Here is a 13,366-nt window from a genome sequence, read left to right as displayed (position 1 = left end):
ATTCGCCGCCCATGCGTTACGACCCCCGCGAACTCACCGACGAGGAGTTGGTGGCGCGTTCGCATGAGGAGCTGTATCACGTTACCCGCGCCTATGAGGAGCTCATGCGGCGCTACCAGCGAACCCTGTTCAACGTCTGTGCACGTTATTTGGGGAACGACCGGGATGCTGACGATGTCTGTCAGGAGGTGATGTTGAAGGTGCTGTATGGTCTGAAGAACTTCGAGGGTAAATCCAAGTTCAAGACCTGGCTCTACAGCATTACCTATAACGAGTGCATCACCCAGTACCGCAAGGAGCGCAGGAAACGTCGGTTGATGGATGCCTTGAGTCTTGACCCTGTTGAAGAGGCGTCTGAAGACAAGGCACCGAAACCCGAAGAAAAGGGCGGGCTGGACAAGTGGCTGGTGTATGTGAACCCGATCGATCGGGAAATTCTGGTGCTGCGTTTTGTCGCGGAACTGGAATTTCAGGAGATCGCGGATATCATGCACATGGGCTTGAGCGCAACGAAAATGCGCTACAAGCGTGCGCTAGACAAGCTTAGAGAGAAATTTGCGGGTTTGGATGAAACTTAGTTCGTCGCAAATGTCTCTAACCAACCGGCGAGTTCTGCTAGACTTGCCGTCGAGTTGTCCCCCGGATTTTGGTGGGACTGCTTAACTATCACCAGATGGGGATTTAACGGATGAAATTGAAAAACACCTTGGGCTTGGCCATTGGCTCGCTCGTTGCCGCTACTTCGTTCGGCGTTCTGGCTCAAGGCCAAGGCGCAGTCGAAATCGAAGGTAACGTCACCAAGCAGTACTACGACAGCGAGCGTAACTTCAAGAACGACGGCACCAACCCTGGTGTTCGCCTGGGTTACTTCCTGACCGACGACGTTTCCCTGGACCTCGGCTACAACGAGACCCACAACGCTCGTGGCGAAGTCTTCAACAAAGACATCAAAGGCTCCAAAGCCAAGCTCGACGCTACCTACCACTTCGGTACCGTTGGCGATGCTCTGCGTCCGTACGTTTCCGCTGGTTTCGCTCACGAGAGCCTGGGCCAGGCTACCCGTAGCGGCCGTGACCACTCCACCTTCGCCAACGTTGGCGCTGGCGCCAAGTGGTACATCACCGACATGTTCTTCGCCCGTGCCGGCGTTGAAGCCATGTACAACATCGACAACGGCAACACCGAGTGGGGTCCATCCGTTGGTGTGGGTCTGAACTTCGGCGGCAGCGGTGGCAAAGTTGCTCCTGCTCCGGCTCCAGTTGCTGAAGTCTGCTCCGACAGCGACAACGACGGCGTTTGCGACAACGTCGACAAGTGCCCAGACACCCCAGCCAACGTTACCGTTGACGCTGATGGCTGCCCGGCTGTTGCCGAAGTCGTTCGCGTTGAGCTGGACGTCAAGTTCGACTTCGACAAGTCGGTCGTCAAGCCTAACAGCTACGGCGACATCAAGAACCTGGCTGACTTCATGAAGCAGTACCCACAAACCACCACCGTGGTTGAAGGTCACACTGACTCCGTGGGCCCAGACGCTTACAACCAGAAGCTGTCCGAGCGTCGTGCCAATGCTGTGAAGCAGGTTCTGACCCAGCAGTACGGTGTTGAGTCGACTCGCGTTGACTCGGTTGGCTACGGCGAAACCCGCCCAGTTGCTGACAACGCCACCGAAGAAGGCCGTGCTGTCAACCGTCGCGTTGAAGCTCAGGTAGAAGCCCAGTCCAAGTAATTGGCCTGAAGCTTCAATGAAAAACCCGGCCTCGGCCGGGTTTTTCTTTGCCTGTGATTTGATGCTGCTCAGCCCTTGAGCAAGTTGAACAGCAGCACCAGATTGAGCAGCAGGGACAGCAGGGCCAGGGTGCGCCATACCTTCAGCGGCTCGCGTTCGAGTAGCGGGCGACGCGGGTTGCTGTGTGCCTGACGGTCGCCGCGTTCTAGCAGCAGCAGCCACTGTTCGGCGGTTTCGAAGCGTTGCGCAGGGTCTGCCGCCACGGCTTGCTGCAGGTTGTGCTGCAGCCATTCGGGCAGGTCGGGGCGATAGCGTGATGCATTCACCGGTTGGCCAAAGCGCGGGCGCTGGAATGCCTCGACTTCGCCATAGGGGTAGTGCCCGGTCAGTAGGTGATAGAGCGTGACGCCCGCGGCGTAGAGGTCCTGACGCGGGCTCGGCGGCTGGCCCTCGAAGGCTTCCGGGGCGATATACGATGGCGTGCCGGGCAGCTCGTGCTGTAGGTCTTCGGACAGCCCCGGGCAATACGCCAGGCCGAAATCCAGCAGGCGCACCTGGCCATCGTCGCCCAGGTGCAGGTTTTCGGGTTTGATGTCCCGGTGCAGCACGTTACGCCGGTGCAATACGCCGACCGCTTGCAGCAACTGGCGCGCCACCTCCAGCCACTGAGCGAGCGGCAACGGGCCGTGTTCGGCAAATTGCGTGGCTAGGGTGCGGCCGCTGTGCTCGCGCATCACGTAGTACAAATGCTTGCGCTGGCTGGCGGCGTGGAGTTCAGGAAAATGGCGGCCGGCAACCCGGCGCAGGAACCATTCTTCCAACAACAACGCTTGCGCTGCACCCGGTTCCTGTTTGCGCTCTGCAGGCAAGGTTTTCAGCAGCCATGGCAGGCCTTGGCTGTCGCGCACGCGGTAGAGCAATGATTGCCGACTTTGCGCAAGGCGCGTTTCGACCTGCCAGCCATCGAGCGTCTGGCCCTCTCGCAGCGCGCCAGGCAATGGCCATTGTTGCAGTTGCACCAAGGTGTCGCCGAGGTTGGCTGTGCCCAGTTGCTCGACCCGCACCAGCAAGGCGCTGGCGTTGTCCTGGCTGCCGTTATGGTGGGCGCTGGCGACCAGGGTGTCTGCGGCCAGTTGCAGATCAGGCTGCTCGCGCAGTACAGCCTGGATGTGCTGGTCGCCCAGGCTGGCCCAGACCCCGTCGCTAAGCAGCAGGTAACATTCGCCAGGTTGCAGCTCGCCTTCCAAATAATCGACCAGCAGGTGCTGATCCAGGCCCAGTGCGCGTTTGAGCACGTGCTGCATGCCGGGCTGGTCCCAGACGTGGTCTTGACTCAGGCATTGCAGGCGGCCGGCGTGCCAGCGATAGGCACGGCAGTCGCCGATGTGCGCCAAGGTAAAGCGCCGACCGCGCAGTACCAAGGCACTGAGCGTGGTCAGCAGCGGCTGGCTGCCTTGGGCGCGCAGCCAGCGGTTCTGTGCCAGCAACAGTCGGTCAAGGGCTTGGGCCACAGCCCAGGTTGCGGGGGTTGCATAGTAGTCCATTGCCAGCGCCTGCAGGCTGGCGCGTGCTGCCAGGCCGCCATCGGCGCACTGGCTGACGCCGTCGGCCAGGGCAAACAGGTAGCCCTTGCTGGCAGCAAGCTCCGGCGCCGGGGTGACCAGGCGCAGGGCGTCCTGGTTTTCGGCGCGTGGCCCTGTGGCGCTGGCCTGGGCAAAGCTCAGTTGCAGGCTCATTGATGTGCCTCAGACCCGCGCTGCAGTCACTGCAGCCGAGCCCCAGGTGGTGCGCCAGCGTTGCTTGACGCCATGCAGACCAAACCAGGCCAGCAGGCCGAGGCTGGCGAACAACCACAGGCCCAGCTGATAGTCGCCGGTGTGCTGCTTGATGGTGCCAAGCCCCGCCGCCAGCAGGAAGCCGCCAATGCCGCCGGCCATGCCGATCAGGCCGGTCATCACGCCGATCTCCTGGCGAAAGCGTTGTGGCACCAGTTGGAATACCGCGCCGTTGCCGGCACCAAGGCCGAGCATGGCGCTGACGAACAAGGCCAGGGCCGCAGCGGCGCTGGGCAGGTTGAAGCCGACGGCGGCGATGCAAATGGCCGCCACGCTGTACATCCCCAGCAAGGTGCGAATGCCGCCGAAGCGGTCCGCCAAGGCGCCACCCAGCGGGCGCATCAGGCTGCCGGCGAAGACGCAGGCGGCGGTGTAATAACCGGCAGTGATCGGGCTCAGGCCATACTGGTCGCTGAAGTAGCCGGGCAGGGCGCTGGCCAGGCCGATGAAGCCACCGAAGGTGACGCTGTAGAAGAACATGAACCACCAACTGTCGCGGTCGCCCAGGGCTTTGAGGTAATCGGCCATGGCTTTTGGCTTGGGTCGTTGTGGTGCATTGCGCGCGAGCAAGGTAAACAGGACCAAGGTCACCACCAGTGGGATCACGGCGAAGCCGAACACGTTGTTCCAGCCGAAACCTGCGGCCAGCACTGGTGCCAGCAACGCGGCGAAAACGGTGCCGGAATTGCCCGCACCGGCGATGCCCATGGCCTTGCCCTGATGCTGTGGCGGGTACCATTGCGAGGCGAGGGGCAGCGACACGGCAAACGAGGCGCCTGCTACGCCGAGAAAGACGCCGAGCAGCAGGGCCTGTTCATAGGTGTGCACGCCCATGTACCAGGCGCTCGCCAGGGCGACGATGACAATCACCTGGCCAATCAATCCGGCGGTCTTCGGTGAGAGGCGGTCGACCAGCAGCCCCATGACGAAGCGCAGCACCGCGCCCGCCAGAATCGGCGTGGCGACCATCAGGCCGCGCTGCTGAGTGGTCAATTGCAGGTCGGTGGCGATCTGTACTGCCATCGGGCCAAGCAGGTACCAGACCATAAAGCTCAAGTCGAAATACAGGAACGCGGCGAACAGCGTGGGCACATGCCCGGATTTCCAGAAGCTGGTACTCATCGAACACCTCACTCGGCAATGCAACGGAAACAAAAAGACGTCGCTACCCTGTCCACTGGCGTGGAGGGGAGAGCGACGTCTTTGTCGGGGTTTGTGGGCAACCGCCGTTGGCTACCGGTGTGGTTTGTTCAGCAAAAGGTGGGCCAACATCGCTGGCGGCACTAACCCAGCATTTCGTGCATGGCGATGATCTGTTCGGCCACCTGGATCAGCTTCTGCTGGCGGCTCATGGCCTGCCGGCGCATCAGGGTATAGGCCTGCTCTTCGTTGCAATCTTTCATCTTCATGAGCAAGCCCTTGGCCTGCTCGATGCGTTTGCGCTCTGCCAGCTGCAGATCGCGCGCCAGCAACTGCGCTTTAAGGGCCTGGTCGCTCTCGAAGCGGGCCATGGCCACATCGAGAATCGGCTGCAGCCGGGCGGCGTGGATGCCTTCGACGATATAGGCGCTGACACCTGCCTGGATCGCCTGGCGCATCACCCCAGGGTCATGTTCGTCGGTGAACAGCACGATCGGCCTCGGCTGGTCGCGGCTGACCATCACCACTTGTTCCATGACATCGCGGTCGGGCGAGTCGGTATCGATCAACACCACATCCGGTCGCACCGTTTCGACGCAGGCGGGCAGGTCGATGGTCAGGTCTGGCGCTTCGATCACCTCGAAGCCAGCTTCTCGCAGCGCTGCCTTGAGGCGGCCAAGCTTGTTCTGGGTGTCGTCGATGAGCAGGATGCGCAGCATGGTGGTCCCCCTCACAAACCGGTACGGGCATTGGGTATTTCGCCCAAGGCATGCAGGCGAAAGCTGCGGGCGTAGCCGTGCGGGTCGCTGCCGTCCCAGCGGATGCCGTCGATCAGCAGGCTGCTGCGCATGACCGAGGCGGGGCAGGACACGCCGAGGGCGTCGGCGGCCTCGTGGTACAGCCCCAGTTGCTGCACCTGACGGGCTACGCCGAGGTAGTCGGGGTCGTCGCGCAGCAGGCCCCAGCGGCGGAACTGGGTCATGAACCACATGCCGTCGGACAGGTAAGGCAAGTTGGCCCGGCCCTGGTCGAACAGGCGCAGGGCGTGTGGGTCCTGCCAGTGGTTGCCGAGGCCGTCCTGATAGTCGCCGAGCAGGCGCGGTTCGACGGTTACGAATGGCGTATCCAGGTAGGCACTGCCGCTGAGCAGCTGCGCAGCGCTGCGGCGGTTTTCCTGGCTTTGCTCGATGAAACGGCTGGCAGCGAGGATCGACTTGATCAGTGCGCGTGCACTGTTGGGGTACTGTTCGGCGAAGGTGCGTGCGCAGGCCAGGACCTTTTCCGGGTGATCGGGCCAGATCGACTGGCTGGTCGCCAAGGTGAAGCCCTGGCCCTGGGCGACGGCAGCGGCGGCCCAGGGTTCACCGACGCAGAAGCCATCGATGCGGCCAGCCTGAACGTGCGCCGCCATCTGCGCGGGTGGCACTACCACACTGTTGACGTCGTGCAGCGGGTGGATGCCCTGGCTGGCCAGCCAGTAATACAGCCACATGGCATGGGTGCCGGTGGGGAAGGTCTGGGCGAAGGTCAGTCGCGCACCGCCCTGGTGCACCAGGCGTGCGAGTGCTTCAGGGCTGGTCACGCCCTTGCGCTGCAGGGCAGGGGACAGGTTGATGGCCTGGGCATTCTGGTTCAGCCCCATGAGCACGGCCATGTCGCTGGCCGGTACGCCGCCAATGCCCAGGTGTACGGCGTAAACCAGGCCGTACAGGCAGTGTGCGGCATCCAGTTCGCCGCTGGCCAGCTTGTCACGCAGGCTGGCCCATGAGCCTTGGCGCTTGAGGTTGAGGGTCAGGCCGTGCTGCTGGGCGAAGCCCTGGGTGGCGGCGACCACCACCGAGGCGCAATCGGTGAGGGCCATGAAGCCGATATCGAGGCTGGGTTTTTCCGGCGCGTCGCTGCCGTTTACCCAGGCCAGAGCAGATGTATTCACGTAGATCCTCGCCTGTACGGATTAGGCAGTCGTGCAGGCGATGTAGCAACGCATGTGCCAAGGCGCTGTCATGCTGGGCGCGCGCTGGCTATAATCGCAGCCTCACTTACCCCTGAGCCTTGCCCGCCCATGTATACCCTGGCCCGCCAGCTGCTGTTCAAGCTTTCTCCGGAAACTTCCCATGACCTGTCCCTGGACCTGATCGGTGCCGGTGGCCGCCTCGGGCTCAACGGCGTGCTGTGCAAGCAGCCAGCGGCGCTGCCGGTGAGCGTGATGGGCTTGAACTTCGCCAACCCGGTTGGCCTGGCGGCCGGCCTGGACAAGAATGGCGCGGCCATCGATGGCTTTGCTCAGCTGGGTTTCGGCTTCGTCGAAATCGGAACCGTGACCCCGCGCCCTCAGCCGGGCAACCCGAAGCCGCGGTTGTTCCGCCTGCCCGAGGCGACGGCGATCATCAACCGCATGGGTTTCAACAACCTGGGCGTCGATCACTTGCTGGAGCGCGTGCGGGCGTCGCGTTATGACGGCGTGCTGGGGATCAATATCGGCAAGAACTTCGACACCCCGGTCGAGCGCGCAGTCGATGATTACCTGATCTGCCTGAACAAGGTTTACACCGAGGCCAGCTACATCACCGTCAACATCAGCTCGCCCAATACTCCGGGCCTGCGCAGCCTGCAGTTTGGCGACTCGCTCAAGCAACTGCTCGATGCCCTGGCCGAACGCCGCGAACAGCTGGCCGGCGAACATGGCAAGCGCGTGCCGCTGGCAATCAAGATCGCGCCGGACATGAGCGATGAAGAAACCGCGCTGGTAGCAGCAACCCTGATGGAATCGGGCATGGATGCGGTGATTGCCACCAACACCACCATGGGCCGTGAAGGCGTCGAAAGCCTCCCGCATGGGGGTGAGGCGGGTGGCTTGTCGGGTGCACCTGTGCTGCAGAAAAGCACGCATATCGTCAAGGTGCTGTCGGGCGAGCTGGGTGGCAAAATGCCGATCATCGCGGCGGGTGGTATTACCGAAGGCCGGCATGCCGCCGAAAAGATCGCCGCCGGGGCGAGCCTGGTGCAAATCTACTCGGGCTTCATCTATAAAGGGCCAGCGCTTATTCGTGAAGCGGTGGATGCCATTGCGGCCATGCCACGGATATAAAGGCAGGCATAAAAAAGGGCCCCATCAAGGGGCCCCTGGGCCTTCGCCCGCCGCCCGGATGGGGCGTGCATGGTAAATCGAATTCAGTGTCCTCGTTCAGCCAACGGCGTGATTTTCGTTGAGTCTATGGATGCCAGCGGTGCCAGTCATTCCGTCCCAGTTATCACCGCGACCTTCGCGCCAGCCGTTGATCCAGGCTTGGCGAACAGAAGGAAGATTGAAAGGGCAAAGTTCGCGGGATTTGCCGGTGACCCCGTATTGGTAGCCACGTGAATATGCTCTTTCCAACGGATCACGCTTAAGTCTTCTCATAGGGTGTTGCCCTCACTTGTTGACTGTAATGTCCCGTCGGCCTCGCTGAGGCCGGGCAGAGTCGTTCTGCCGGTGTGCGCCCGCTGCCGGCGTGGCGGGCTGAAAGTGCCGCCTCGTTGCGAAGCGGCCTGAGACCAGTTCTAACGAATGCGGGTCACGGTGTGAATGATCGATTTGTCATAAGCAGGTAACCATTCTGTGGGTGAGGGGATAAGTAAATAAATGCGACTCAACCTTGTTTAGCGTTTGGCCCGCTGTGATCGGGGTTTGCTGAACATTGACGTCATTTCGCCAGCGTTGCGGCGGGGTGACAGAAATAATTGGTAATGCGACGAAGGGTCACATCGATCCCGAGATCTGCAGAAATTATTCGTACTGCCTGATGATCTAAGCTGTTTCTGCCACTGGCGAGAACAGATCGATCAGGCGGCCTGGCCCGTCCGCTGCACATAGTGCGTGCAGCAAAGGCCACTCGGACGCTTGCTGGAAGGGCGTTCGGGCAAACATCGGCAGGGCGTGCGTCGCCTCGTCACTCAAATAGCCCAAGGCTCTGGAATACTCATGTCGGACCGTTTCGAACTCTATCTCACCTGCCCCAAAGGCCTGGAAGGCCTGCTTGCCGAAGAGGCCAAGGGCCTTGGCCTTGACGATGTGCGCGAGCACACCTCGGCCATTCGCGGCGAAGCCGACATGGAAACCGCCTACCGCCTGTGCCTTTGGTCGCGCCTGGCCAACCGCGTGCTGCTGGTGCTCAAACGCTTCAACATGAAAAACGCCGACGACCTGTACGACGGCGTGAACGCTGTCGACTGGGCCGATCACCTGGCGGCCGACGGCACCCTTGCCGTGGAGTTCAGTGGCCATGGTTCGGGCATCGACAACACCCACTTCGGTGCACTCAAGGTCAAGGACGCGATCGTCGACAAGCTGCGCAACCGTGAAGGTCTGCGCCCATCGGTGGAGAAGATCGACCCGGACGTGCGCGTTCACCTGCGCCTGGACCGTGGCGAGGCGATCCTCTCGCTCGACCTCTCCGGCCACAGCCTGCACCAGCGCGGCTACCGCCTGCAGCAAGGCGCCGCGCCGCTCAAGGAAAACCTGGCAGCCGCGGTGCTGATACGCGCCGGTTGGCCACGCATCGCCGCCGAGGGTGGCGCTTTGGCCGACCCGATGTGCGGCGTGGGTACGTTCCTGGTCGAAGCGGCAATGATCGCCGCCGACATGGCGCCAAACCTCAAGCGCGAGCGTTGGGGCTTCAGCGCCTGGCTGGGCCATGTGCCGGCGACCTGGCGCAAAGTCCATGAAGAGGCCCAGGCCCGCGCCCAGGCTGGCTTGGCCAAGCCACCGCTGTGGATTCGTGGCTACGAAGCCGACCCACGGCTGATCCAGCCGGGGCGCAACAACGTCGAGCGGGCAGGCCTGGGCGACTGGATCAAGATCTACCAGGGCGAGGTCGCCAGTTTCGAGCCGCGTCCGGACCAGAACCAGAAAGGCCTGGTCATCAGCAACCCGCCGTATGGCGAGCGCCTGGGTGACGAAGCCAGCTTGCTGTACCTCTACCAGAACCTTGGCGAACGCTTGCGCCAGGCGTGCATGGGATGGGAGGCGGCCGTGTTCACCGGCGCGCCGGAGCTTGGCAAGAAGATGGGCATCCGCAGCCACAAACAGTACGCGTTCTGGAACGGCGCGCTGCCGTGCAAGTTGCTGTTGTTCAAGGTGCAGCCTGACCAGTTCGTCACTGGCGAGCGTCGCGAAGCTCAGGCCGACAATACCGACGAGGGTCGTCAGCTACCAGCGGCCAGTCAGCAAGCCCGCCTTTCCGAAGGCGCGCAGATGTTTGCCAACCGCCTGCAGAAAAACCTCAAGCAACTGGGCAAGTGGGCACGCAAGGAGCAGGTGAGCTGCTACCGCCTCTACGATGCCGACATGCCCGAGTATGCCCTGGCAGTCGACCTCTATCAGGATTGGGTGCACGTGCAGGAATACGCCGCACCGCGCTCGATCGACCCGGAAAAGGCTCAAACGCGCCTGCTCGACGCCTTGTCGGCGATTCCGCAGGCGCTGGGCATCGACCCGCAGCGCGTGGTGCTCAAGCGCCGCGAGCGGCAGAGCGGTACCCGCCAGTATGAACGTCAGGCTACCGAAGGGCGTTTCCAGGAGGTCAATGAAGGCGGCGTCAAGCTGCTGGTCAACCTGACCGACTACCTGGATACCGGCCTGTTCCTCGACCACCGCCCCATGCGCATGCGCATTCAGCGCGAGGCGGCCGGCAAACGCTTCCTCAACCTGTTCTGTTATACCGCCACGGCGAGTGTGCATGCAGCCAAGGGCGGTGCACGCAGCACGACCAGCGTCGATCTGTCCAAGACCTACCTGGACTGGGCGCGCCGCAACCTGTCGCTGAACGGCTTCTCCGAGCGCAACCGCCTGGAGCAAGGCGATGTCATGGCCTGGTTGGAAGCCAACCGCGACAGCTATGACCTGATCTTCATCGATCCACCGACCTTCTCCAACTCCAAGCGCATGGAAGGGGTGTTCGACGTGCAGCGTGACCACGTGCAGTTGCTCGACCTGGCCATGGCGCGCCTGGCGCCGGGTGGTGTGCTGTACTTCTCCAACAACTTCCGCAAGTTCCAGCTCGATGAGCACCTGGCGGCGCGGTATGCGGTGGAGGAAATCACTGCGCAGACCCTGGACCCGGACTTCGCCCGAAACACTAAAATCCATCGCGCTTGGCGTCTGCAATTGCGCTAAATGAGACGAGTAGCGTTGCATCGCTAATGGCCAATAGCTATAACTCAGCACAGGGCCAGAATGTTCGCAGGACGCTGACGTGATGAGATCTATCTATGTCGAAGTATGGCGTGCGCGCGAAGGTGCTGGGCCTGTGCAGCGAAGCGATGGCTGCCTGGGCGTTGGCGTTGGTGGTGTTGGTAGCCGGCGGCTTGCTGTCGGTTGCCTTGGCGTTGGCCACTCAAGCGTTCTACAAGCAGCAGTTGCGCCAGCGCTTCGAGCTGCTGGCCAGCGAACGCCATAGCCGTATCGCCGAACGCTTCGACGATCAGGAGCAACGCCTTGACGGTTTGCGGCGCTTCTTCAGTTTCTCCAACGAGATTACCCCACGCGAATTCGACGGCTACGCGCGGCCCTTGCTGCGTCGAACTCAGGCTTATTCCTGGGCGCCGCGGGTCGACGATGTGCAGCGGCGCGACTTCGAGCGTCAGGCCAGTGCCGCGCTGAAGCGGCCCTACGCAATCCGCGATCTGGACACCCAGGGCCACTGGCAGCCGGCGGCGCAGCGCGATCATTACTTCCCGGTGCTCTACACCCAGGCCACCCATCAGCAGCAGCAGCCCTACGGGCTGGACCTGCGTGGCCAGGAAACCCGTGAGCAGACCCTGCTGCGTGCCTTGCTGCCTGGCAGCATGGCGGTATCCGCGCCGCTGGACATGATCAATGTGGTGCCGGAGTACACACGCGGGCTGCTGATGGTGGCGCCGGTGTTTTCCGATGCCCAGGCCGATGGCCCGCCGGCAGGCTATGTGATGGCGCTGCTCAATCTGCGTCAGCTGATCACCGACGGTTTGCCGGCCACTGCCGAGGACAACCTGGTGGTGCGTATCATCGACCCCAGCGGGCGCGATGGCCAGGAAGTGTTGTTCGACTCGCAGAACCCGGCTGCACCGTTGGCTTTGGTCAGCACGCAATTGCTGCACCTGGCCGACCATCACTTTCAGCTGGATATCCGCCCAAGCCAAGTGTTCATGCAGGCCAACCGCTCTTCCGCGGCACTGGCGGTTGGCTTGCTCGGCGGGCTGTTGAGCCTGCTGCTCAGTGCCCTGTTGTATAACCTGTTCAGCCAGCGGCAAAGGGCGTTGACCCTGGTCGAGCAGCGCACCGCCGAGCTGCGGGTCAGCGAGCAGTCGCTGCGTGAAACCCATAACCAGCTTCGCAGCGTGCTTGATGCTGCTACCCAAGTCGCCATCATCGCCACCACTCTCAAGGGGGTGGTCAGCACCTTCAATGCCGGGGCCGAACGGTTGCTGGGCTATTCGGCTGACGAGGCGATTGGGCATCTGCAACTTGAGGATCTGGTCCTGCCCGATGAGCTCAGCCTGCGTGCTCATGCCTTGAGCGTGCGCTATGGCCGGCATATTGCGGGTGGTCAGGCGATGTTTGCCGAAACCATACAAGAAGGAGGCGCCGAGCCAGGCGAGTGGACCTTGGTGCGCAAGGATGGCAGCCAGCTGTTGGCCAACATGCTGGTGACGGCGGTGCTGGACGAGCAGGGGTTGTGGGTTGGTTACCTGGCAATCTGTATCGATGTCACCGAGCGGCGACGTGTGCACGAGGCGCTGGCGATGCGTGACCGACTGCTGGAAAAGCTCAGTGCCGAGGTGCCTGGCGGCATCTACCAGTATCGCCTGGACCCTGATGGGCACTCGAGTTTCCCGTATGCCAGCCAGGGGCTGTTCGATATCTACGAAGTTGAACTGCATCTGCTGCGCGAGGATGCCTCGGCGGTGTTCGAGCGTATCCACCCCGACGACCTGGAGCGCGTGCGCCGCTCAGTGCGATATTCGGCGGAACACCTGTCGCCCTGGCGCGAAGAGTACCGCGTGTGCCTGCCCCAGGCTGGCTTGCGCTGGGTGCGCGGGGAGGCGACGCCGGAGGTCGGCGAAAACGGTTGTACCCTGTGGCATGGCTACCTCACCGACATTTCCGACCTCAAGGGCGTCGAGGAAGACTTGCGCACGCTGTCGGTAACCGATGCCCTCACCGGCATCCATAACCGTCGCTACTTCCAGGAGCGTCTGAAGGTCGAACTGGACCGCGCCCAGCGTGACGATCAGGACTTGGCAGTGATCATGCTCGATATCGATCACTTCAAACGGATCAACGACCAGCACGGCCACGCGGTGGGTGACCACGTGCTGCGCAGCCTTTGTCAGCGCATTGGCCAGCGTTTGCGGCGCACCGATGTGTTTTGCCGGCTGGGCGGGGAAGAGTTCATGGTGCTGTGCCCGGGGAGCAACGCGGAGCAGGCGAGGCTGTTGGCCATGGAGTTGTGGCAGGGCGTGCGCAATGTGCCGGTCGAGGGCGTGGGCAAGGTAACCGCGAGTTTTGGTGTGGCGGGGTGGCGGCCGGGGGAGGGCGCCGATGCCTTGCTGCTGCGCGCGGATGCCGGGGTGTATGCGGCCAAGCAGGCCGGGCGGGATAGAGTCGAAGCAGAATTGAACTGAGATTTGCTCATGGCCTGTACCG

At 62.5% G+C, this 13,366-nt stretch carries 10 protein-coding genes; 5 read left to right on the top strand and 5 right to left on the bottom strand.

Going from position 1 to position 13,366, the window contains the following annotated elements; genetic code table 11:
* Nucleotides 1–11 precede the first annotated feature (11 nt).
* Complete coding sequence (gene sigX, locus ACIQUF_RS15495) at nucleotides 12–578, top strand: RNA polymerase sigma factor SigX (protein ID WP_012313514.1); 567 nt, start codon at nucleotides 12–14, stop codon at nucleotides 576–578.
* Nucleotides 579–688: 110 nt separating this feature from the next.
* Nucleotides 689–1,726, top strand: coding sequence for an OmpA family protein (locus ACIQUF_RS15490; RefSeq protein ID WP_400799186.1), 1,038 nt, complete (start codon nucleotides 689–691; stop codon nucleotides 1,724–1,726).
* Between the two features lie 68 nt (nucleotides 1,727–1,794).
* On the opposite strand, the gene ACIQUF_RS15485 is transcribed toward ACIQUF_RS15490, so the two are convergent.
* The 4 genes from ACIQUF_RS15485 to ACIQUF_RS15470 all read right to left on the bottom strand — a co-directional run bounded on the left by ACIQUF_RS15485 (nucleotide 1,795) and on the right by ACIQUF_RS15470 (nucleotide 6,634).
* On the bottom strand, nucleotides 1,795–3,462 hold the full coding sequence (locus ACIQUF_RS15485) for a protein kinase (RefSeq protein ID WP_403132869.1): 1,668 nt from the start codon (nucleotides 3,460–3,462) through the stop codon (nucleotides 1,795–1,797).
* 9 nt (nucleotides 3,463–3,471) lie between these two features.
* Nucleotides 3,472–4,683, bottom strand: coding sequence for a nitrate/nitrite transporter (locus ACIQUF_RS15480; protein ID WP_403132866.1), 1,212 nt, complete (start codon nucleotides 4,681–4,683; stop codon nucleotides 3,472–3,474).
* Between the two features lie 161 nt (nucleotides 4,684–4,844).
* Nucleotides 4,845–5,420 (bottom strand): ANTAR domain-containing response regulator, encoded by a 576-nt coding sequence (locus tag ACIQUF_RS15475; RefSeq protein ID WP_400799195.1) that lies wholly within the window; start codon nucleotides 5,418–5,420, stop codon nucleotides 4,845–4,847.
* An 11-nt stretch (nucleotides 5,421–5,431) separates the two neighbouring features.
* Nucleotides 5,432–6,634, bottom strand: a complete 1,203-nt coding sequence (locus ACIQUF_RS15470) for a CmpA/NrtA family ABC transporter substrate-binding protein (protein WP_403132863.1) — start codon at nucleotides 6,632–6,634, stop codon at nucleotides 5,432–5,434.
* Between the two features lie 129 nt (nucleotides 6,635–6,763).
* Here ACIQUF_RS15470 and ACIQUF_RS15465 point away from each other — a divergent pair, with 129 nt between their 5' ends.
* Nucleotides 6,764–7,789, top strand: coding sequence for a quinone-dependent dihydroorotate dehydrogenase (locus ACIQUF_RS15465; RefSeq protein ID WP_403132861.1), 1,026 nt, complete (start codon nucleotides 6,764–6,766; stop codon nucleotides 7,787–7,789).
* A gap of 96 nt (nucleotides 7,790–7,885) precedes the next feature.
* Here the strand turns inward: ACIQUF_RS15465 and rmf are convergent, their stop codons facing one another.
* The gene (rmf, locus tag ACIQUF_RS15460; RefSeq protein ID WP_003248687.1) at nucleotides 7,886–8,101 is read right to left on the bottom strand and encodes a ribosome modulation factor; all 216 of its coding nucleotides are present in this window, start codon (nucleotides 8,099–8,101) and stop codon (nucleotides 7,886–7,888) included.
* A 561-nt stretch (nucleotides 8,102–8,662) separates the two neighbouring features.
* Here rmf and rlmKL point away from each other — a divergent pair.
* Complete coding sequence (rlmKL, locus tag ACIQUF_RS15455) at nucleotides 8,663–10,855, top strand: bifunctional 23S rRNA (guanine(2069)-N(7))-methyltransferase RlmK/23S rRNA (guanine(2445)-N(2))-methyltransferase RlmL (RefSeq protein ID WP_403132858.1); 2,193 nt, start codon at nucleotides 8,663–8,665, stop codon at nucleotides 10,853–10,855.
* Between the two features lie 95 nt (nucleotides 10,856–10,950).
* Nucleotides 10,951–13,344 carry a diguanylate cyclase gene (locus ACIQUF_RS15450; protein WP_403132856.1) on the top strand — a complete coding sequence of 798 codons (2,394 nt, stop codon included), beginning with the start codon at nucleotides 10,951–10,953 and terminating at the stop codon, nucleotides 13,342–13,344.
* Nucleotides 13,345–13,366: the final 22 nt, after the last annotated feature.

This window comes from Pseudomonas sp. NPDC090233, from assembly GCF_044772285.1.
Classification (GTDB): domain Bacteria; phylum Pseudomonadota; class Gammaproteobacteria; order Pseudomonadales; family Pseudomonadaceae; genus Aquipseudomonas.
This window is presented reverse-complemented; position numbering and strand designations above follow the sequence as displayed.